Source organism: Streptosporangium sp. NPDC050855, assembly GCF_044456585.1.
GTDB classification, from domain to species: domain Bacteria; phylum Actinomycetota; class Actinomycetes; order Streptosporangiales; family Streptosporangiaceae; genus Streptosporangium; species Streptosporangium longisporum.
In genome coordinates this window covers 732929-752432 of record NZ_JBITFY010000001.1, presented here as the reverse complement: position 1 = coordinate 752432, position 19504 = coordinate 732929, and the positions used below count along the sequence as shown (strand labels likewise).

Below are 19504 nucleotides of genomic sequence, written 5' to 3'. Positions count from 1 at the left end.
GGCCGCGCGACGCCGGCGCGTCCCCCGTTCCCCCCGTTTCACCCGTTTCCCGCAGGAGATCATCCGATGAGAGCCCGCGACGTCTTCTTCCTCAGCACCGACGCCGACTCGATGGGCGGGTCCCAGCGGGTGATCCACACCCTGGCCCAGGGACTCGGGGCACGCGGCCACCGGGTGACCATGATCAGCATCAACCCGTCCAGGCAGCCGCAGACCTACGTCGCCGACCCCCTCTACCGGCGCGCCACGCTGTACGACACTCCCGCGCCCGAGGCCGCCGCCCGCGCGCTTCCGTGGCGCAGGGGCAGGCCCCGGCGCTCCCCGCGGGAGGTCGAGGCCGCCAGGACGAGGCTGCTGCGGCTGACCGACCCGGTCCGCGGCGGCTACCTGGTCGTCGCCTCCCCCTGGGCCGCCCACTGGATCGCCGACCTGCCCCTGGAGCACATCGCCAAGGTCGGCCAGTACCACCAGTCGTACGCCGAGGCGGTGGAGTCCCCGAACCTCAGGCTGATCAAGAAGCACTACGCCCACTACGACAAGGCCCTCTTCCTCTGCGAGGACTACGCCACCTCCTTCGCCGGCCACCGGCTCGCCAACTGCGGGACCATGCTGAACCCGGTCGGGATCTTCCCCGAGCGCGCGGCCCCGCTGCGCACCCCCCGGATCGTCTCGGCGGGGCGGCTGGTCCGGGTCAAGCGGATCGACCTGCTGATCGACGCCTTCGCCGCCGCGGCCCCGGCCGTCGCCGAGCGGTGGGAGCTGCACATCATCGGTGACGGGCCGCTGCGGGGGACGCTGGAGACGCAGGCGTGGCAGACCGGGTTCGGCGACCGGATCGTCTTCCGGGGGCAGGTCGCCGACGTCGAGTCCGAGTACCTCGACGCCTCCATCGTCACGCTGAGCAGCGACTTCGAGGGATGGGGGCTGGTGCTGGCCGAGGGCGCCGCCTGCGGCCTGCCCGCCGTGGCCAGCGACGCCTCGGCGGGCGTGCGGACCCTGGTCCGGGACGGGGACAACGGGATGCTGGCCGAGCCCGGCAACGCCGCGAGCTTCGCCGCCGCGCTGGAACGCCTCATGTCCGATGCCGAGCTGCGCCGCGCGATGGGCGCGCGGGGCAGGGAGCGGATGGGCGAGTACCGGCTGCCCCGGGTCCTGGACCGGTGGGAGGCGCTCTTCGACGAGATCGACCGCTGAGCGGCCGGTCCGCGGGCCGGCCTCCGGCGAGATCGATCGCACGAGCGGCCGGACGCCCGGTCCGCGACGGCCCCGGCGGGAGCGGTCGCCGGACGGCCGGTCCGCGGGTCAGCGGCGGGCCGCCAGGATCCGTACCTCCCGCGCCAGCAGCGGCGTCAGCAGGATCCCCACCAGGATCGGCGTCACCATGAACCGGAAGTCCGGCGCGGTGTTGGTGAGGATCACGCCGAGCTGCTGGCCCGCGACCACCGCGGCCCCGGCCGTCGCCGCCCTGCTCCCGGTACGCCGCCAGGCCAGCGCGGCCGCGGCGTAGGCGAGGTAGCACCACAGGGGCCCCCGCCACAGCAGCCACTCGAACTGCCTGACCGTGGCGGCGTCCAGCGCGGTCAGCCCGGCGCTCCGCAGGACCGGCACGAACGGCCGCTGCCGCATCACCGAGGCCGTCGCGGTGCCCTCCCAGGCCGCGGGGAGCCGGGGGTCGTGCGTCGAGAAGCGGTAGAGCTCGCCGCCGGGTTCGCCCGCGGTCGAGCCGATCTGCCAGGCGAGCGCGGCGCGGCAGATGCGGGTGCCGAGCATCAGGCCGGGCGCGCGGACCAGCAGGCTCCGCCACAGCCGCAGGACGTCGGAGATCCGCCGCTCGGCCGCGGCGTGACCGAACGCGGGGTCGAAGAAGATCCGCGCCATGGTCTGGCAGGTCGCCCCCCGCCGCCAGGCGTCGGGCGGAGCGATGGTCTCCAGCAGCGCCCGCTCCTCGCGGCCGAACAGCTCGGGACGCTCCCCGTACGCCACGGCCAGGTCGCCGAAGACCGTCTGGTAGGCGAACGTGCGGGACGGCGGCGCGATGCCCAGGGCCGGATAGCCGGCCCCCAGCAGCAGCGGGGGCACGGCCACCGCCCCGGCCGCCGTCACCGCCACCCACCGGCGGGCGCCGGGCAGCAGCAGGACCAGCAGGACGGCGGCGATCAGCGCGACCAGGAAGCCGTTGTGGCGGAACAGGCCGAGCCCGAGCAGCTCGGCGCCCAGGGCGGCGTGACGCCGGTCCCAGACCCACCCGTTGCCGGGCCTGCGCCGCCGCCGGGATCCGCCCCGCCGCCGGGACCCGGCCCGCGCGGCACCCCCGGCGGGACCGGCCGCGGGACCGGTCATGGGACCGGCCGCGGACCCACGTGCCGCGTCACCGTCGGGACGGCCCGCGGCGTCCTCGGCCGGACCTCCCGGCGGACTACCCGACGGACCTCCCGACGGGCCGCGCGCGGTGCGCCCGGAGGCGAGCCGGATCGCGGTGCCCACGGCCAGCACCGCGCAGATCGTGAACGGCACGTCCTTCCAGATCGTCACGGTGAAGGCGCCGAGCGGCGGCGACAGCGTGGCGCACCCGACCGCGACGAGCAGCCACCGCCGCCTCGGGCCCAGCGGCCGGAGCGCGCCCGCCAGGTGGGCCAGCGCGGCGGCCATCGCGGCCGTCTGCAGGAGGGTGACCCCGGACACGTCCCCGGTCAGCCACAGGCAGAGCCCGAGCAGCGCGTCGTAGGCGACCGACTGCCCGGCCACCCAGGGACCCGTCGTGACGTGCTCGACGTAGGTGACGGAGTCGGGGCTCATCAGCCCCGGATGGAAGGCGAGCCACCAGCCGAGCAGCACGAGCTGGCCGGTCGCGTAGCAGGCGAGCGTGAACCACCGGCCGGGGTCCGCCGGGGAACCGGGGGTCTCCCGCCGTCTCTCCCCGGCAACGCTCGGCCGCACCGTACTGATCGTCATGGTCTTCCCAGCGGGTTCCGGCAGCGGGCGGGTGCCCATCATCGGCCACCCGCCCCGGCCGCCCGCGCCGATATACGCAGCCGTGACCTGGGTAATCACCAAGCTTGCGACACGCCCGCCGGAGCGCCCCCGGCTCCGGCGGGGTGGGGTTTCACAGAACATCGTGACTCTTCCGCCCCGGAAGGCCTCAGCCGTCTCGATAGGATGCCCCTTCGACCGACGTCGATTTGACCCGGAGCTCCCCTCATGAAGTCTCCTGTCCGAATGTTGCTGGCCGCATCCTGCGCGCTGGCCATGGTTTCCGTTCCGACCACCGCGTGGAGTGCGGACAAGCCCGAAACGACCTCCAAGGCGAAGGAGACGGGCAAGGCCAAGCCCGCCCCCAAGCCCGTGCCCGTGGACTGCGCGAAGGTCAAGTGCATCGCGCTGACCTTCGACGACGGTCCCGGCAAGTACGCCGACAAGCTGCTCGACACCTTCAAGAAGTACAAGTCCAAGGCGACGTTCTTCCTTGAGGGCCAGTACGTGAAGTCCCGGCCCGCGTTCGCCAAGCGGATGGTCACCGAGGGCCACGAGATCGGCAACCACAGCTACACCCACCCGCACCTGCGGGAGGTGTCCGAGGACAAGATCCGCGACGAGCTGATCAACACCCAGGACATCGTCAAGAAGGTCACCGGCAAGTACCCGACGACGATCCGCCCCCCGTACGGCGAGTTCGACGAGCGGGTCACGGCGATCGCCAAGCAGATGGGCATGCCGATCATCCTGTGGAACGGCGGCTCGCGGGACTGGGCGACCAGGAACGAGAAGGCCATCCACGACGAGGTGCTCAAGAACGCCAAGCGTGACGGCGTCATCCTCATGCACGACTGGGTGGAGCAGACCGTCAAGGTGATGCCGAAGCTGCTGGCGTCGCTGCAGAAGCAGGGCTACCACGTGGTGTCGGTCTCCTCGCTGCGCGGCGCCAAGGCCACCGCACCCGGGGACGTCTACCCCGTCGGCTCCGAGAAGGACGAGGGTCTGACCTCGGACTCGCCCACCGGCGACCCGGACGACTTCGCGCAGTCCCCGGCGGACGGTTCCTGACCCGCGGTCTCACAGGACGGCTCCCGAGCCCCGTCGCCCGAGGACGGCGGCCCGGGAGCCGCACCCCCCGCACCACCGGCGTTCCCCGCCGCGGCCGCACCGTCCGTGCCGTCCGTGCCGTCCGTGCCGTTCGTGCCGTTCGTGCTCCCGGCGGCCGTCGCTCCCTCCGCACCCCCCGCGCCACCGGCGTTCCCCGCGGCCGCTCCGCGGGCCAGCCGCCTGCCCAGCCGCTGCATGGGAAGCTCCACGTAGCGGTAGGTGAGCAGGCTCAGGCCCAGCACCGTCAGCACGAACACCGCGCTGAGCAGGAGCTGCACCGCCTGCCCCGCGGCCCGCACGTCCCCGACGACGGCGTGGAAGATCCGCAGCAGCGGATGGTGCAGCAGGTAGACCGAGTAGCTCACCAGCCCCAGCCAGACGAGGAACCGGGGCAATTCGCGCCCGCGCAGGGCCATCCCCCCGGCGAACGTCGCCCCCGCCAGCACCATGGTCGCGAGCCACGGCCCCGGCTGCACCCACCACCAGCCCGCCTGGGGCGCCCAGACGGGGGTGACGCCCACCAGGACGGCCGTCGCCGCGACCGGGACGAGCCCTCCCGCCCCCTCCTCCCAGCGGCGGATCGCGGTCCCGGCGAACATCACCGCCAGGATCACCGCCCCCAGCCACGGCACGAAGCCGGAGAAGAGCAGCAGCACCAGGGCCATCGCGCCCAGCACGTAGGCGGCGCTCCTGCGGAACCTGCCGCCGACCAGGCAGGCCAGGCCCGCGAGGAACACCGGGCCCGACACCAGGGCGGGCCAGGGCCCCTGCAGCAGCGGCCCGGTCAGCACCAGCCCGGCGACGACCGCGACCGTCCCGAAGGCCACCGCGATCGTCCCGCTCGCCCGGTGCGCCCCGCCGACGAACAGCGCGGTCACGACCAGGTAGAAGACCATCTCGTACGAGAGCGTCCACATGGTGTCGGCCAGGCCGCCCCGGTGCACCACGTCCAGCAGCATCGTGGCGTGCGCGAAGACCGACGACAGGTCCCTGGGCACCTGCTCGCGGACCGGCATCCAGATCGCCGCCACCAGCACCCCGGCCACGACCAGCAGGTAGATCGGGTACAGCCGGAACACCCGGCTGATCCAGAAGGCCCGCACGTCCCCGCGCCGCTCCAGCGAGACCGGGATGATGTAGCCGCTGACCAGGAAGAACACCAGGACGCCGTACATGCCGAGGTTGAACCAGTACGGCCTCAGGGAGGGCATGAACCAGGGCAGCAGGTGTTCCAGCATGACGGCGACGGCGCCGAGGCCGCGCAGCGCGTCGAGCCACGCCAGGCGGGCGGCGGAGGCCGGGGGGGCGCCGGCGCCGATCGGAGAGGTGGAGGACACCCGCCCCAACCTACCGTCCGGCACTTTGCGAAGCCTTGCCGTCGGCGACGAGCCGTCCCGGCGAGCCGACCGATCACTCCCCCCGGAGGGTCACTCCCACTCGATGGTGCCCGGCGGCTTGCTGGTCACGTCGAGGACCACCCTGTTGATCTCGCGGACCTCGTTGGTGATGCGGGTGGAGATCCGGGCGAGCACGTCGTACGGGACGCGGGACCAGTCGGCGGTCATGGCGTCCTCGCTGGAGACCGGGCGGAGCACGACCGGGTGGCCGTAGGTGCGGCCGTCACCCTGGACGCCCACCGAGCGGACGTCGGCGAGCAGCACGACCGGGCACTGCCAGATGTCCCGGTCGAGACCGGCGCGGGTCAGCTCCTCCCGGGCGATGGCGTCGGCCTCGCGGAGGATCTCCAGGCGCTCGCGGCTGACCGCGCCGACGATGCGGATGCCCAGGCCGGGGCCGGGGAACGGCTGGCGCCAGACCATGGCGGCGGGCAGGCCCAGCTCCTCGCCGGCCCGGCGGACCTCGTCCTTGAACAGTGCGCGCAGCGGCTCGACCAGTGAGAACCGCAGGTCGTCGGGGAGGCCGCCGACGTTGTGGTGGGACTTGATGTTGGCGGTGCCGGTGCCGCCGCCGGACTCGACCACGTCCGGGTACAGGGTGCCCTGGACGAGGAAGTCGACGGGCCCGTCGGCCAGGATGGCGCGCTGCTCGTCCTCGAAGACCCTGATGAACTCGCGGCCGATGATCTTGCGCTTCTCCTCGGGGTCGGTGACCCCGTCGAGCGCCTTCAGGAAGCGCTCCTGGGCGTCGGCCACCCGGAGCTTGACGCCGGTGGCGGCCACGAAGTCGCGCTCGACCTGCTCGGCCTCGCCCTTGCGCAGCAGCCCGTGGTCGACGAAGACGCAGGTCAGGCGGTCACCGATGGCCCGCTGGACCATGGCGGCGGCCACCGCGGAGTCGACGCCGCCCGACAGGCCGCAGATGGCGCGGCCCTCGGGGCCGATCTGGGCGCGGATCGCCTCGACCGCGTCCTCGACGATGTTGAGCATCGTCCAGGAGGGGCGGCAGCCCGCGGCGTCGAGGAAGCGCTTGAGCACGGCCTGGCCGTGCTCGGAGTGCAACACCTCGGGGTGGAACTGGACGCCGTACAGCCCCAGCTCGGGGTGCTCGAAGGCGGCCACGGGCGTCTGGGCGGTCGCGGCGGTGACGAGGAACCCCTCGGGGGCGGCCGAGACGCTGTCGCCGTGGGACATCCAGACCGACTGGCTGCGGGGCAGCCCGGCGAAGAGCACGCCCTGGTCGCTCACGTCCAGGTGGGTGCCGCCGTACTCGGCGGTGCCGGTCCTGGCCACCTCGCCGCCGAGCTCCTGGGCCATGACCTGGAAGCCGTAGCAGATGCCGAAGGTGGGCACGCCGGTGCCGAACAGGCCCGCGGGGGCGGCCGGGGCGCCCTCGGCGTACACCGACGACGGGCCACCGGACAGGATGACGGCCTTGGGCTTCCTGGCCATCATCTCCTCCACCGGCATCGTCGAGGGGACGATCTCGGAGTAGACGTGGCATTCACGCACCCGTCGCGCGATCAGCTGCGCGTACTGCGCGCCGAAGTCGACGACCAGGACCGTGTCGAACTCAGACACAAGACCCCCAAAAGAACCCCCGAAGGGAACAGAGCGGTCGTGCCAGTCTATCGGCGCCCGCCCGCGCGCCCGCTCGGGTACGAGGGAGTGCCTATCCGTGGCGGGGAAAGGGGGGTACGGCCCCGGCCAGGAGGGCGTCGGTCTGATCGCGCAGGCCCTGCGCGTAGCCGGGGTGGGTCAGGGCCAGGAAGCGCTCCTCGCGGATGGCCTCCAGCGCCGCGAGCGCCACCGCGGCCGGGTCGACGCCCCCCTCCACGATCCCGTCGATGATCTCCCCGGAGAGCGCCTCGTCCTCGGTCCGCCCGGCGACCCGCAGGGGCTCCGGCCGGACCCGCTCGGAGCGGTTGATCCCGGTCCGCACCCCTCCCGGGCAGAGCGCCGTCACCCGGAGCCGGGAGGAGACCGACGCGAGATCCTGGGCCAGGGCCTGCGACGCCGCGAACGCGGCGTACTTCGAGACCGAGTAGGCCCCGGCGAGCGGGGCGGCGAACAGCCCCGCGACCGAGACCGTGTTGACGATGTGCCCCTCGGTGTCCTGCTCGATCATGCGGGGGACGAAGGCCCGGATGCCGTGCAGCACCCCCCACAGGTTCACCCCGAGCAGCCAGGCGAAGTCCTCGGGCTCCCTGGTCCAGATCCGGCCGCCCTGGAAGACGCCCGCGTTGTTGCAGAGCACGTGCACGGCGCCCAGCTCGCCGAAGGTCCGGTCGGCCAGGTGCTCCACGGCCACCGGGTCGGAGACGTCGGTGATCTCGGTGAGCACCGTGACCCCCTCCACCAGCGAGGCGGTCTCCGCGAGCCCTCCGGGGTCGACGTCGGCGAGCATCAGGGTCGTGCCCTCCGCGGCCAGGGCGAGCGCGAGGGCCCTGCCGATGCCGCCGCCCGCGCCGGTGACGACCGCGACCTTGCCCGACAGTTCCCGCATCGTGCCTCCTTGGGCCGGTGGCGCGCGTCCCGCGCCGTCGCGGGCCGTGGCGCACCTGGCGACCGATCGGCCACCAAGTTAACGTTGGAGACCACCGGCGGTCGAGGAGGCCCCATGACGAGCAGCGGAGTCGTCGTCACCGGCGGGGCGTCGGGGATCGGCCGGGCCTGCGCGCTGGCGCTGGCCGAGGCCGGGCGCCCGGTCGCGATCTGGGACCTGGACGGGCCGGGCGCCAAGGAGACCGCCTCGTTCGTCGCCATGAACGGGGCCGCCGCGGTCGCCGTGACCGTCGACGTCACCGACGCCTCGGCCTTCCCCGCCGCGATCGCCGCCGGCCGCGACGCCCTCGGGCCGATCGGCGGGCTGGTCCACGCGGCCGGGATCGCCGCGCCCACGGCCCTCGGCGACCTGACCGAGGACGCCTGGGACGCGGTCCTCGCCGTCAACCTGCGCGCGCACGCCCTGCTGGTCAAGGCCCTGCTGCCGGACCTGCGCGGGCAGGAGGGCGCCGCGGTCGTCGGCGTCTCCTCCATCGAGGGCCTGGTCGGGCAGGCGTTCATCCCGGCGTACTGCTCCTCCAAGGCCGGGATGCTCGGCCTGACCCGGTCCATGGCCCACGAGCTGGTGCCGATCCGGGTGAACGCCGTCTGCCCCGGCTACATCGACACCCGGATGCTCGTCCACGCCACCGGTGGCGACCCCGGCCACCTGGAGTCCTTCAGGACCAGGTCGCCCCTGGGCCGGCTGGGCCGCCCCGGCGAGGTCGCCGCGGCCGTACGGTTCCTGCTGAGCGACGAGGCGTCCTTCATCACCGGCGCCCACCTGGTCGTCGACGGCGGGACCACGGCCGTGGACCGCTGATCGGTGATCGACGGGCGGCGATCACCGGTCGCCGAGCGCGAGAAGGGCCCCGTGGGCCCGCCCGCCGGGATCCTCACGCGGGAACGGGCGCCGTCCCCAGCGCGTGGCCGAGCAGGCCGAGCGGCGGCGAGCCGAGGGCGAGCATGGCGGTGTGGAAGCGGTTGAGCCCGAACCCGGAGCCCCATTCGGCCCTGGCGCGCTCACGCAGGCCGAGGATCTCCAGCTTGCCCCAGGTGTAGCGGCCGTAGGTGGGGTCGAAGGTGGCACGCGCCGCCTCCGACAGGGCCGCGGGACCGGCGATGTGGGTGTCGGCGGTGAAGCGGCGGGCCCCCTCCTCGACGGTCATCGCGCCGGAGTGCACGCCGATCGCGCAGGCCAGCCGGGTCACCCGCAGCAGCGCCTCCAGGCACACGCCGATCTCGAAACGCGGGTCGTCGGGCGCGAAGCCCTCCTCCACGCAGAGTTCCTCGGCGTAGTGCGCCCAGCCCTCGGCGAAGGCCAGCGACATCAGCGTGCGCCGCACCTCGGAGCGGACGTGGCGCAGGGCGCGGCCGTGCGAGAAGTGCCCGGGGGCGACCTCGTGCACGTTGATCGCCGGGAGCGTGGTCTCGCTGAAGACCTCCAGCCACTCCTCGATGTCGCGTTCGGGCCAGGAGGGGTCGGGCGGGGTGACGTGGTACCAGGAGGGACCGTCGGGCTCGCCCGGCGCCGCCCAGCTCATCATGGCCATGCTCCACCGGCGCGACTCGGGCGCGATGCCGACCAGGCACTCCCCGTCGTGGTGGGGCACCAGGTCCTTCTCCCGGGTGAACGCGATCGCCCGCTCGGTGCCGATCCTGGCCGCCTCGATCACGCCCTCGGGACCGGGGTGGTCCCTGACGAGCTCGCGCGCGACCTCCAGCGGCTGCCGGTCGGCGAAGCCCAGGGCCGCGCAGGACTCCGCCAGCCGGGCCATCAGCCGGTCGCGCTCGGCGTCGGCGCGCTCGGCGAGCCGTCCCAGGTCGACCGGGAGGCCCTCGCCCGCGCCCATCAGCCGGGCCAGGCCGCCGGCGCCGAGGGAGGCGTCCGGGTCCCCGGAACGGGCGGCCTTCTCGACGTGCTCCACCAGCCGGGCGTGGGCCCTGAACGCGGCCTCGCGCGCGCTCTCCTTCGCGTCCCCGGGCACCCCGGACGCCAGGCCGCGCACCGCTCCGAGCAGCGCGGTCGCGACGGGGGCGCTGAGCAGGTCGAGGGAGGCGATCGCGTGGTCCACCGCCTCGGGCCACAGGGCGAGGTGGGCCTGCTTGGCGGCCTCCCGGTCGGCCTCGGGCGCGTAGTCGCGGTCGTAGGTGGCCAGGTCGAGGTTGCCCAGGTGCTCCAGGGGGTTGCGCCGGTGCAGCTGCAGCTCGCCGAACTGCACCCGCATGGCCTCCTCGAAGATCTGCAGGTGGGCGGCGTCGTAGGGGTCGGCGGGCAGCGGCCCCCGGCCCAGCGCGGCCAGCCCGGCGCGCACCCCCTCCGGGGACAGGTCCTGGATCATGCCGTCGTACTCGTGCCGCCCGGCCATTTCCCTGACGCCGGAGACGGTGAGGTCGCAAACCGCACGAAGGCGGCCGTCGAGTTCGGTCATGACCGCGACGCTACAACAGGGGACGCGCCGCTAGCCCGTCTCCGCCGAGAGGTCGAGCCGGGCGAGCTCGCCCCGGGTGGCGACGCCCAGCTTGGGATAGGCGTTGTACAGGTGGTGGCCCACGGTCCTGGGGCTGAGGAAGAGCTGGGCGCCGATGTCGCGGTTGCTCAGACCCGCCGCGGCGAGCCGTACGACCTGGAACTCCTGCGGGGAGAGACGGCTCAGCGGGCCGGTGCCGCGATCCCTCGCGGCCAGGCTCTCGCCGGAGGCGCGCAGCTCGGTGCGGGCACGGGCGGCCCACGGTGCGGCGCCGAGCCGTTCGAAGATCTCCAGGGCGGAGCGGAGCGGCGGGCGGGCGTCCGACCTGCGGCGGGAGCGGCGCAGCCATTCGCCGTAGAGCAGCTCGGTCCTGGCCCGGTCGAAGGGGCGTTCCCCGGTGCGGTGCAGCCGGACCGCCCGCGCGTAGTACGCGCCGGCCTCCTCCTCGTCGTCGGCGAGCAGCGCCCGGCACCGCAGCGCGACGGCACCGGCCCAGGGCTGCCCGGACTGCTCGGCCCAGCCCCGGTAGCGGCGGCAGGACTCCGCCGCGCGTCCGGGCAGCCCGAGGCGGGCCGCGGCCTCGACGAGGTCGGGCAGGCTGGAGAGGGTGTCCAGCCGGTTGGGGCCGGCCGTGACGCCCTCCAGCCGGTGCAGGGCGGCCTCGTGCCTGCCGAGGCCGAGGTCGAGCAGGCTGAGCGCGCACGCGGCCCACACCGGGTTCGCCCCGGTCCCCCGCGCCAGGACCTCCTTCACCAGGTCGGCGCAGCGCTCCTGGTCGCCCTCGACGGCCGCGATCTGGGCCAGGACGACCGCGTGGTAGCCCTCGTGGTCGCTCTGACCGGTGTCGTGCGCGATGCGCAGCCCCTCGGTGCCGCTCGCCAGCGCGTCGCGGTACCGCCCCTGGGGCATCTGCGCCCTGGCCAGCAGCGCCAGGGCCCGCGGCAGCACGCCGATCGCGCCCTCGGTACGGCAGTCCCGCACCAGGGCGACGGCCAGGTCGTGGGCCGCGACGTGCTCACCGAGCATCAGGTGCCACCAGGTGACCCGCGCGCGCTCCCGGAAACCCGCCCGGTGCGGCCCGCCCGCCGTGAGGCCGATCAGTTCGCGCAGCGCCGGCAGCCCGTCCCCGACCTCGTCGGCCGCCAGGCCGGTGAGCCCCGCGGCCACCCGGACGAGGGCCCGTACGCGGTCGTCGGGGGCATGGCCCAGGGCGCGGGCCCGTTCCACGACGCCGGTGACGGCCGCGAGGTCACCGGCGAACCAGGCGGCCTCGACCGCGTCGAAGAGCATGGCCGCCGTCGTGTCCGGGTCGTGCCCGGCGGTGGAGAGCACCGCCTCGGCGAGGATCTCGTGGGCCACCTTCGGCTGCCCTCGCTCGCCGGCGACGGTGGCCCGGACCCTGGCGACCTCCGCCGCCGTCGTCGGGTCCAGGGCGTGCGGGACGGCCTGGTCGGCCAGGGCGACGGCCCGGTCGAGCTGCCCGGCGTCGACGGCGGCCCGTGCCGCCGCGGCCAGGCGCCTGCCCCTGCCGTGCCGGTCGGGGCTGAGCGAGGCCGCGCGTTCGTAGGCCGCGGCGATCGCCGCGTACCCGCCGCGTGCGCGCGCGTGCTCGGCGCTGCGCTCCAGGGCGGCGGCGACCTCCTCGTCGGGACGCGTGCTGGCGGCGGCCAGGTGCCAGGCGCGCCGGTCGGCGTCGGCGTGCGCCTCCAGGGTGTCGGCCAGGGCCCGGTGCACCGCGATCCGCCGGCTCAGCGTGGCCCCCCGGTAGGCGGCGGCCCGGATCAGCGGGTGCCGGAAGACCAGCCGGTCCTCGGTGAAGAGCAGCAGGCGCCTGTGCTCGGCCGGTTCCAGGTCCTCGACGTCCGCGCCGAGCCGCGCGGCGGCCCCGAGCACGACGGCCGGATCGCCGGTGTCGTCGGCCGCGGCAACCAGCAGGAGGGTGCGGGTGCGCTCGGGCAGGGTGGCGATCCGGTCGGTGAAGGTCTGCTGGATCCGGCTGTGCGTCGGCAGCGTTCCCAGGTTGTACGGGTAGGCGGGCAGCTGGCCCTCGCGCTGCGCGGCCGACAGCTCCAGCAGGGCCAGCGGGTTGCCCCGGGCCTCGCGCAGGATCTGCTCCCGCACGTGCCGGGGCAGGTCGGCGGCGTGCCCGGCCAGCAGGTCCGCGGCGGTCGCCCCGTCCAGCCCGGACAGGCGCATCTCGGCGAGGCCGGGCGCGGGGAAGGCGGGCGCGTGCAGGTCGCGGGCGGCGAAGACCAGGGCGATGCCCTCGGCGCCGAGGCGGCGGGCGGCGAACAGCAGGACCTCGGCGGAGGCGTGGTCGAGCCAGTGGGCGTCGTCGACCAGGCACAGCAGCGGGCGGTCCTCGGCCAGGTCCGCCAGCAGGGTCAGGACCGCCAGGCCGGTCAGGAACCGGTCGCCGCCGGACACGGGCGCCATCCCCAGCGCGCCGCGCAGGGCCCGCGCCTGCCTGTCGGGGAGGGCGTCGACGTGGTCCGCGACCCCCCGCAGGAGCAGGTGCAGGCCGGCGAACGGCAGCTCGCTCTCCGACTCGATCCCGACCCCGCGCAGCACCCGCATGTCACCGGCCTCCGCCGCCGCGTGGTCGAGCAGGGCGGACTTCCCGATCCCGGCCTCCCCGCGGACGACCAGGGCCCCGCTCCGGCGGCCGCGGGCGTCGGCCAGGAGGCGGTCGATGACCGCCAGCTCGTCGGTCCGCCCGTGGAACATGACTAAAAACTACTCAACCGTTGTCCGCGGCCCGCAGGCGACCGGCTCAGGGGACCAGCACGACCTTGCCCACGGTGGCCCGCGTCTCCAGGGCGGTGTGCGCCAGCGCGGCCTCGGCGAGCGCGAACCGCTGGACCTCGGGGACGAGCCGGCCGGACGCCGCCTCGGCGAGCGAGCGCTCCTCCAGGCCGCGCAGCCCCCCGGGCGCCTTCAGGATCCGCGGGCCCAGGGCGACCGAGGCGGTCAGGCAGCGGGCGTAGAGGTCATCGGTGGACAGCTCGGTCGGCTTCCCCGCCGACCAGCCGAACATGACGAACCGGCCGCCGACGCCGAGCAGTTCCAGGGCGGTACGGCCCAGGGTGCCGCCGACCCCGTCGAAGGCCACCGTCACCTCGCGCCCGTTCAGCGCGTCGCGCACCCGGCCGCCCCAGTCCGGCGTGTCGTAGTCGACGGCGATCGACGCCCCCAGCCGTCGGACCCGCTCGGTCTTGGCCGGGCCGCCGGCCACGCCCACGACGGTCGCGCCGATGTTCCGCGCCGCCTGGACGAGCAGGTTGCCGATCCCGCCGGCGGCCGCGGTCACCAGCACCACGTCGTCCTGCACGATCTGCCCGACGTCGAGGATGCCCATGGTGGTGCGGCCGGTGCCGATCATCGCCACCGCGACGTCGTCCGCCAGGCCGTCGGGGAGCGCGTGCACCGCCTCGGCCTCGCGGACCGCGAACTCGGCGTAGCCGCCGCTGGCCAGGCCCAGGTGGGCGACGACCCGGCGGCCCAGCCAGCTCTCCTCGACGCCCTCGCCCACCGCGTCGACGACGCCGGCCACCTCGCGGCCGGGGGTCATCGGCAGGTCCGGGAGCGGGAAGGGCAGCTCGTCGGCGGAACCGGCGCGGATCGAGGTGTCCATGAGGTGGACCCCGGCGGCCCGTACCGCGATGCGGACCTGTCCCGGGCCGGGCGAGGGGTCCTCGACCTCCTCGTGGAGCAGGTTCTCGGCGGGGCCGAAGGCGTACTGCCGGATGGCGTGCATGACGATCTCCTGAATCGGTTCGGTGAGGGGACGGATCAGCCGGTGTAGGGCCGCCTGGACCTGGCCTCCCGCAGCGCGCGGGCCCACCAGGCGAGCTGGCCGAGCATGGACGTGGCCGCCGCGTCGCACTCCTCGGGTCTGCGGGGCCGGCCGTCGGGGTCGAACCGGTTGTGCGCGCCGTGGAAGCTGACCGTGTCGCGGACGGTCACCGCGTGCAGCTCGGCGAACACCTGCCGCAGGTGCTCCACCGCGCGCAGCCCTCCGGCCATGCCGCCGTAGGAGACGAAGCCGATCGGCTTGGCCTGCCATTCGGTGAAGTGCCAGTCGATGGCGCTCTTGAGCGACGCGGGGAAGCTGTGGTTGTACTCGGGGGTCACGACGACGTACGCGTCGGCCGCGGCCAGCCGCGGGGTGAGCGCGGCCACCTCGGGCGGGGGCTCGTTCGTGAGCGTGGCGGGCAGCCGGGCCTCGGCCAGGTCCAGCACGTCGACGTCCATGTCGCCGTGCTGCTCGGCACGGCCGGTGAACCACCGGGCCACGGTCGGGGCGAAACGGCCCTCCCTGGTGCTGCCGATGATGATCGCCAGACGCAGCCGGTCCTGGGACACCGTGATCTCCTTCATGCCTCGTTCGGTCGGTGACACCGACGGTAGGAGGAGGCGGGACGGCGCCGCATGAGTCATATGACTGGTGTCCCGCGGCGACCGGCGCGGTCCCCGGACGCGGACCCCGGCCCCGCGTGACCTGCGTGTCCGGCCGCCGGCGCCAGTCGATCGACAGAAGCGCGGCGGCGCGTCCCTTCCTAGCGTCGTGACCATGAACGAGCACGAGACACCGACCACGGCCGGGGCCGTGGAGCGCACGCGATGGGGACCGGTGGTGGCGCTCGCCATGGCGATGCTGGTCGTCTCGGTCGAGATGAGCCTGGCGGCGGTCACCCTGCCGGTGATCGGGGCCGAGATGGGCGTCGGCCCGGCCGCGACCGCCTGGGTGCTGCTGGGCTACGTCCTGCCCACGGCGGCCCTGGCCGTCCCCGCGGGCCGGTGGGTGGATCGCGCCGACCTGCGGTCGGTGCTCATGGTCGCGGTGACCGGGGTGGGGCTGACGAGCCTGCTGGCGGCGTTCGCGCCGGCGTTCTGGACACTTCTGGTCGCCCGGGTGCTGCAGGGGATCGCGGGGGGCCTGGTCGTCGCGGTCTACATGCCCGTCGTGCGGGCGAGCGTCCGGGCCGAGCACCGCGGCCGCGCCCTGGGCTACATCGCCACGATCATGCCCCTGGGCACGATGGCCGGCGCGTCGCTGGGAGGGCTCGTGGCCGGGGCGTACGGGTGGCGCCCGGTCTTCCTGCTGAAGATCCCGATCCTGCTCGTCGTGCTGTGGCTGGGGTACCGCACCGTTCCCGGCGGCCGGGGCGGGCTCCCCGCGCCGGACCGGTCGTTGCTGGGCGAGGTCGCGATCCTGGGGGGCGCGGTCGCCGCCCTGCTCCTGGCGTTCGACCGGGTCGGCGGCGGCGCGGTCGTCGTCGTACCGCTCGCGGTCACCGCCCTGGCGCTGGCCGTGGCGTGGAGCCGGCTCCCCGCCTCCCGGCCGGTGATCACGCTCGTCCGCCGCCGCGCGTACGGCCTGCCGCTGGCCGCCCTGCTGCTGATGAGCTCGGTCGTGGGGCTGACGCTGTTCCTGCTGCCCTATCTCGTGGCCGACGTGCTGCGGGGCACCCCCGGGACGACCGGGGTCGCGCTGCTGTTCTTCGTCGGCGGGATGGCGGCGTGCTCCCCGGTCAGCGGGGCGCTGGCCGACCGGTACCGGCCGAACGTGATCGCCGTCGCGGGCGGCGCGGTGACCCTGGCCGGGACGCTGAGCATGCTCACCCTGGGCCCGTCCGCGGGGCTCGCGGACCTGGCCTGGCGGCTGGCGCTGGTCGGTGCCGGTCAGGGGCTGTTCAACGCCCCGAACAACGCCGCGCTGCTGGCCGCGGCGCCCCCCGGCATGACGGGCACGGCCGGAGGGGTCGGCGCCACCGTCCGGACCCTCGGCTTCACGGTGGGCCCGGCCGTGACGTCCCTGGCGTGGCACCTGGCCGGGGGCGGGGCCGGCGGCTTCCGCGCCGGTGTGATCGTCCTGGCCTCGGCGCAGGTCGCCGGGCTCGCCGTTCTGGCGGCGGTACGGGGAGGGCGGCGGAGCGGGGAGGAGACCGCCACGGATTGAATACTTGTAAATACCAAAAATGTGCTTTAGAGGCCCGGGAGGCCGACCTGTTCGGGCTCGGCGGGCTGGTCTGCCTCCTCGCGGTGGGCGCGGGGCTGGAACTCCCCGGGACGGCGTCACCGGCCCGGCCCGGGGACGGCGCCTGCTCGACGACGTCATGGGGGACGCCTGGCGATCGCCCCTCATGAGGGCGGCCCCCTGCGGCGGAAGCGGCCCTGTGCGGCGGGAGCCGCCCTATCCGGCGAGGACGGCGGTCGCGATCTCCAGGGCGGGCCGGGGAGCCCTGCCCAGCAGGTTTCGCAGGTCGCCGCCGGTGCCGTCCATGAACCCGTGCGCGATGCACGAGTAGGTGCCGACCAGCATGGGGATCTGGAAGGGCGCCGGCCCGAGGGCGGCGAGATCCTCCCGCGCGCCGGCCAGGGTGCCCGGTTCGTACGAGACGGTGCTTCCGGTGGCGCCCGACAGGGCGGCGGCCAGGTCGGCGCCGCCGACCGCCTGCTCCCCGACGAGTTCGTAGACGCGTCCCGCGTGCGCGGGGGCGTCGGCCGCGACCAGGGCGGCCGCCTCGGCCAGGTCCGCGCGGGCCACCGCGGCCAGCCGCCCCGCCCCCAGCGGCGCCGTGATCCTGCCGTCCGCGACGGGGGCGAGCGTCGCCAGCAGCTCGGCGTACAGGCCGTTGCGCAGGATCGTCCAGCTCGCGGTGCCCGCCCGGAGCCTGCGCTCGGTCCAGCGGTGGGCGAGCGCGTAGGCCAGGTGGTCTCCGGCCGCGCTGAGGCTGGTGTAGACGATGTGCCGCACCCCGGCCCGTTCGGCCGCGTCGATCGCGGCGCCGTGCCGGGCGATCACGACGTCGTCCTCCCCGTAACCCGCGGAGATCAGCAACAGCGTGTCCACCCCGGCGAAGCCCTTATCCAGCGAACCGGGGTCGTCGAAGTCGATCCGGCGGGCCGGGGATCCGGCCGGGATCTCCTCCGGGGAGCGGGTGCCGATCGCGACATCGGGCCGCCCGGCCAGCCGTTCGGTGACGAGGCGCCCCAGCGCCCCCGTCGCTCCGGTGACCAGAATCATGGAAGTCCCCCGCTCATGTGGTTCCCTGTAGTAACCACCCCATTCTCAGTAACCAGGACACTCGACGTAAGAAGGCATTCCAATGTCGGTAGGGCACACGGCGGTAACCGCCGATCCGGTCGTCTCCTGCGGCGGCGAGACCGAGGACTGCGGCATCCGCGAGGTCCTCGACCGGATCGGCGACAAGTGGTCGGTCCTGGTGGTCGTCGAGCTCGCCCAGGGAGTACGCCGGTTCCGCGAGCTCCAGCGGGCGGTCCCGGGCATCTCGCAGCGGATGCTCACCCTGACCGTACGGCGCCTGGAGCGTGACGGCCTGGTCTCCAGGACCGTCCACCCGGTCGTGCCGCCGAAGGTCGACTACGAGCTGACGCCGACCGGGCACAGCCTCACCCACCTGGTGAAGGCCCTCGCCGACTGGTCGGCCGAGCACCGCGACGGCATCGCCGACTCCCGCCGCCGCTGGGACGCCGCCAACCCCGGCTCCGACGTCCGCTGACCCCTTGGCCGACCCGGCCCGACCCGGCCCGGCCCGCTCCTACCGCGCCGCCCGCCCGTCCGGCTCGGCGACGCGGTCCAGCAGCGCCTCCAGCGTCTTGTCGTCGGTGGCCGGTGCCATCACCACCGCCCGCAGGTGCCGGACCCCGCCGATCTCGGCCGAGGTCAGCTGGAACGAGCCGTCCTCCATCAGGCGTTCCCGGACGGCCGCCTGGTCGCCGTTGCCGTACCGGAAGCAGACGATGTTGCTCTCCGGCTCGTAGGGGCAGGTGAAGCCCGGCCGGCGCGCGGCCAGCTCCCACAGGCGGTGGGCGGTGGCGTACCGCTGCGCGACGTACTCGCCCAGGCCGCGCTCGCCCCGCCAGGCCAGGTTGAGGAAGATCTTCAGGCCCAGCTCTGCCTTGCTGCACTCCACGGTCCTGCCGATGAGGTCGAAGCCCTGCTCGCCGTAGAACAGGTAGCTGGCCCTCTGCCGGAAGGCCGCGTCCAGGTCGCCCTCCCTGCGGGTCAGCACCGCCGCCGCCAGGCTGGAGGTACGGAGCATCTTGTGCGCGTCCCAGATCAGCGAGTCGGCGAGCTCGATCCCGTCCAGCAGGTGGCGGTGCCCCTCCGACAGCAGCGCCGAGGCGCCGTGGGCACCGTCCACGTGGAACCAGATCCCGTTGGCCGCGCAGAACCCGCCGACGCCGCGCAGGTCGTCGTACAGGCCGGTCCCGGTCGCGCAGGCGTTCGCCACCAGGGCCATCGGCCGCCGCCCGGCCCGGCGTACCCGCGCCAACGCCTCGGGCAGGCGCGCGACGTCGATCCTGCCGAGCCCGTCCACGTCCAGCGGCATCACGGCCCGCTCCCCCAGGCCGAGGATCGCGGCGGCGCGGGTGAGCGAGTAGTGCGTCGAGGCCGGGGCGAGCAGGGCCAGATCGCCCGGTACGCCGTCGGTCCACGCGTCCGGGGCCACCGAGGCCCGCGCGGCCAGCAGCGCGGTGAGGTTGGCCAGCGACCCCCCGTGGGTCAGCACCCCGCCGCCCGCCTCGCCGAACCCCACCGTGGCGAGCATCCAGCGCAACACCTCGAACTCCACGGTCGCGGCCGAGGCGCCCATCTCGTAGATCGCCATCGGGTTGTTGCTCACCCCGTGGACGAGGTCGGCCAGCGCGGCCGGGAAGTCGGGCACGGCGACCTGGTGGCCGAGGTAGGCGGGGTGGTGCAGCCGGGTGCCCTCGGCGAGGTAGACCCGCAGGAACTCCGCGTGGTCGTCGGCGGTCATCCCGCCCTCGCGGATCCACCGGGCGAGGCCGAGCCGTTCGGCCAGCTCGCGCGGGGGCCTGCGGCGGATGACGGGCGGCACGCCCCGCTGGCTCTCGTCGACGTAGGCGGCCAGCTCACCGACGGTCGCGTTCGCCGCGTTCACGAATTCTTCGACATTCCACATCACACGGGGATACTGGTGGAATTCACGGTGGCTCGCCATGCTGTCCGAATCGCGGAGG

General features: G+C 74.5%; 15 protein-coding genes. 5 read left to right on the top strand and 10 right to left on the bottom strand.

The features are described 5' to 3' along the window. Positions 1-66 precede the first annotated feature (66 nt). Positions 67-1194, top strand: a complete 1128-nt coding sequence (locus ACIBCT_RS03585; protein WP_399185811.1) for a glycosyltransferase — start codon at positions 67-69, stop codon at positions 1192-1194. A 108-nt stretch (positions 1195-1302) separates the two neighbouring features. Here the strand turns inward: ACIBCT_RS03585 and ACIBCT_RS03580 are convergent, their stop codons facing one another. Next, the gene (locus ACIBCT_RS03580; protein ID WP_399185810.1) at positions 1303-2952 is read right to left on the bottom strand and encodes a hypothetical protein; all 1650 of its coding nucleotides are present in this window, start codon (positions 2950-2952) and stop codon (positions 1303-1305) included. 264 nt (positions 2953-3216) lie between these two features. Between ACIBCT_RS03580 and ACIBCT_RS03575 the strand changes: the two genes are divergently transcribed. Further along, on the top strand, positions 3217-4041 hold the full coding sequence (locus tag ACIBCT_RS03575; protein WP_399185809.1) for a polysaccharide deacetylase family protein: 825 nt from the start codon (positions 3217-3219) through the stop codon (positions 4039-4041). Here the strand turns inward: ACIBCT_RS03575 and ACIBCT_RS03570 are convergent. The 3 genes from ACIBCT_RS03570 to ACIBCT_RS03560 all read right to left on the bottom strand — a co-directional run bounded on the left by ACIBCT_RS03570 (position 3945) and on the right by ACIBCT_RS03560 (position 7983). Continuing rightward, positions 3945-5417, bottom strand: coding sequence for an acyltransferase family protein (locus ACIBCT_RS03570; RefSeq protein ID WP_399185808.1), 1473 nt, complete (start codon positions 5415-5417; stop codon positions 3945-3947). The genes ACIBCT_RS03575 and ACIBCT_RS03570 overlap by 97 nt on opposite strands. A gap of 90 nt (positions 5418-5507) precedes the next feature. After that, positions 5508-7109, bottom strand: a complete 1602-nt coding sequence (guaA, locus tag ACIBCT_RS03565; RefSeq protein ID WP_399186090.1) for a glutamine-hydrolyzing GMP synthase — start codon at positions 7107-7109, stop codon at positions 5508-5510. A gap of 40 nt (positions 7110-7149) precedes the next feature. Continuing rightward, the gene (locus ACIBCT_RS03560) at positions 7150-7983 is read right to left on the bottom strand and encodes an SDR family NAD(P)-dependent oxidoreductase (RefSeq protein ID WP_399185807.1); all 834 of its coding nucleotides are present in this window, start codon (positions 7981-7983) and stop codon (positions 7150-7152) included. Between the two features lie 114 nt (positions 7984-8097). On the opposite strand from ACIBCT_RS03560, the gene ACIBCT_RS03555 reads away from it, so the two are divergent. Next, positions 8098-8844 (top strand): SDR family NAD(P)-dependent oxidoreductase, encoded by a 747-nt coding sequence (locus ACIBCT_RS03555; protein WP_399185806.1) that lies wholly within the window; start codon positions 8098-8100, stop codon positions 8842-8844. A gap of 73 nt (positions 8845-8917) precedes the next feature. Here the strand turns inward: ACIBCT_RS03555 and ACIBCT_RS03550 are convergent, their stop codons facing one another. Genes ACIBCT_RS03550 through ACIBCT_RS03535 form a run of 4 tightly spaced genes read right to left on the bottom strand, consistent with a single transcriptional unit; the run spans position 8918 to position 14872 of the window. Next, positions 8918-10453 (bottom strand): DUF885 family protein, encoded by a 1536-nt coding sequence (locus ACIBCT_RS03550; protein WP_399185805.1) that lies wholly within the window; start codon positions 10451-10453, stop codon positions 8918-8920. A gap of 30 nt (positions 10454-10483) precedes the next feature. Further along, positions 10484-13219, bottom strand: a complete 2736-nt coding sequence (locus ACIBCT_RS03545) for an AAA family ATPase (protein WP_399185804.1) — start codon at positions 13217-13219, stop codon at positions 10484-10486. Between the two features lie 46 nt (positions 13220-13265). Beyond that, positions 13266-14249: a zinc-binding dehydrogenase gene (locus ACIBCT_RS03540; RefSeq protein ID WP_399185803.1), complete on the bottom strand. Its 984-nt coding sequence runs from the start codon at positions 14247-14249 to the stop codon at positions 13266-13268. Between the two features lie 35 nt (positions 14250-14284). Then, positions 14285-14872, bottom strand: a complete 588-nt coding sequence (locus ACIBCT_RS03535) for an NADPH-dependent FMN reductase (RefSeq protein ID WP_399185802.1) — start codon at positions 14870-14872, stop codon at positions 14285-14287. A gap of 193 nt (positions 14873-15065) precedes the next feature. Between ACIBCT_RS03535 and ACIBCT_RS03530 the strand changes: the two genes are divergently transcribed. Continuing rightward, positions 15066-16454: an MFS transporter gene (locus ACIBCT_RS03530; RefSeq protein ID WP_399185801.1), complete on the top strand. Its 1389-nt coding sequence runs from the start codon at positions 15066-15068 to the stop codon at positions 16452-16454. A 234-nt stretch (positions 16455-16688) separates the two neighbouring features. Here ACIBCT_RS03530 and ACIBCT_RS03525 read toward each other — a convergent pair whose 3' ends face one another. Next, positions 16689-17522, bottom strand: a complete 834-nt coding sequence (locus ACIBCT_RS03525; RefSeq protein ID WP_399185800.1) for an NAD(P)H-binding protein — start codon at positions 17520-17522, stop codon at positions 16689-16691. Positions 17523-17604: 82 nt separating this feature from the next. On the opposite strand from ACIBCT_RS03525, the gene ACIBCT_RS03520 reads away from it, so the two are divergent. Beyond that, positions 17605-18018 (top strand): winged helix-turn-helix transcriptional regulator, encoded by a 414-nt coding sequence (locus ACIBCT_RS03520; protein ID WP_399185799.1) that lies wholly within the window; start codon positions 17605-17607, stop codon positions 18016-18018. Between the two features lie 39 nt (positions 18019-18057). Here ACIBCT_RS03520 and ACIBCT_RS03515 read toward each other — a convergent pair whose 3' ends face one another. Then, positions 18058-19446 (bottom strand): pyridoxal phosphate-dependent decarboxylase family protein, encoded by a 1389-nt coding sequence (locus ACIBCT_RS03515; protein ID WP_399185798.1) that lies wholly within the window; start codon positions 19444-19446, stop codon positions 18058-18060. Between the last annotated feature and the right edge of the window lie 58 nt (positions 19447-19504).

What these genes read in the sequence shown, in the direction of transcription:
- ACIBCT_RS03535 (WP_399185802.1), bottom strand. Translation starts at nt 14,872, where the DNA reads ATGAAGGAGATCACGGTGTCCCAGGACCGGCTGCGTCTGGCGATCATC.
- ACIBCT_RS03520 (WP_399185799.1), top strand. Translation starts at nt 17,605, where the DNA reads ATGTCGGTAGGGCACACGGCGGTAACCGCCGATCCGGTCGTCTCCTGC.
- ACIBCT_RS03555 (WP_399185806.1), top strand. Translation starts at nt 8,098, where the DNA reads ATGACGAGCAGCGGAGTCGTCGTCACCGGCGGGGCGTCGGGGATCGGC.
- ACIBCT_RS03585 (WP_399185811.1), top strand. Translation starts at nt 67, where the DNA reads ATGAGAGCCCGCGACGTCTTCTTCCTCAGCACCGACGCCGACTCGATG.
- ACIBCT_RS03540 (WP_399185803.1), bottom strand. Translation starts at nt 14,249, where the DNA reads ATGCACGCCATCCGGCAGTACGCCTTCGGCCCCGCCGAGAACCTGCTC.
- ACIBCT_RS03575 (WP_399185809.1), top strand. Translation starts at nt 3,217, where the DNA reads ATGTTGCTGGCCGCATCCTGCGCGCTGGCCATGGTTTCCGTTCCGACC.
- ACIBCT_RS03525 (WP_399185800.1), bottom strand. Translation starts at nt 17,522, where the DNA reads ATGATTCTGGTCACCGGAGCGACGGGGGCGCTGGGGCGCCTCGTCACC.
- ACIBCT_RS03580 (WP_399185810.1), bottom strand. Translation starts at nt 2,952, where the DNA reads ATGACGATCAGTACGGTGCGGCCGAGCGTTGCCGGGGAGAGACGGCGG.
- ACIBCT_RS03560 (WP_399185807.1), bottom strand. Translation starts at nt 7,983, where the DNA reads ATGCGGGAACTGTCGGGCAAGGTCGCGGTCGTCACCGGCGCGGGCGGC.
- ACIBCT_RS03530 (WP_399185801.1), top strand. Translation starts at nt 15,066, where the DNA reads ATGAACGAGCACGAGACACCGACCACGGCCGGGGCCGTGGAGCGCACG.
- ACIBCT_RS03545 (WP_399185804.1), bottom strand. Translation starts at nt 13,219, where the DNA reads ATGTTCCACGGGCGGACCGACGAGCTGGCGGTCATCGACCGCCTCCTG.
- ACIBCT_RS03515 (WP_399185798.1), bottom strand. Translation starts at nt 19,446, where the DNA reads ATGTGGAATGTCGAAGAATTCGTGAACGCGGCGAACGCGACCGTCGGT.
- ACIBCT_RS03550 (WP_399185805.1), bottom strand. Translation starts at nt 10,453, where the DNA reads ATGACCGAACTCGACGGCCGCCTTCGTGCGGTTTGCGACCTCACCGTC.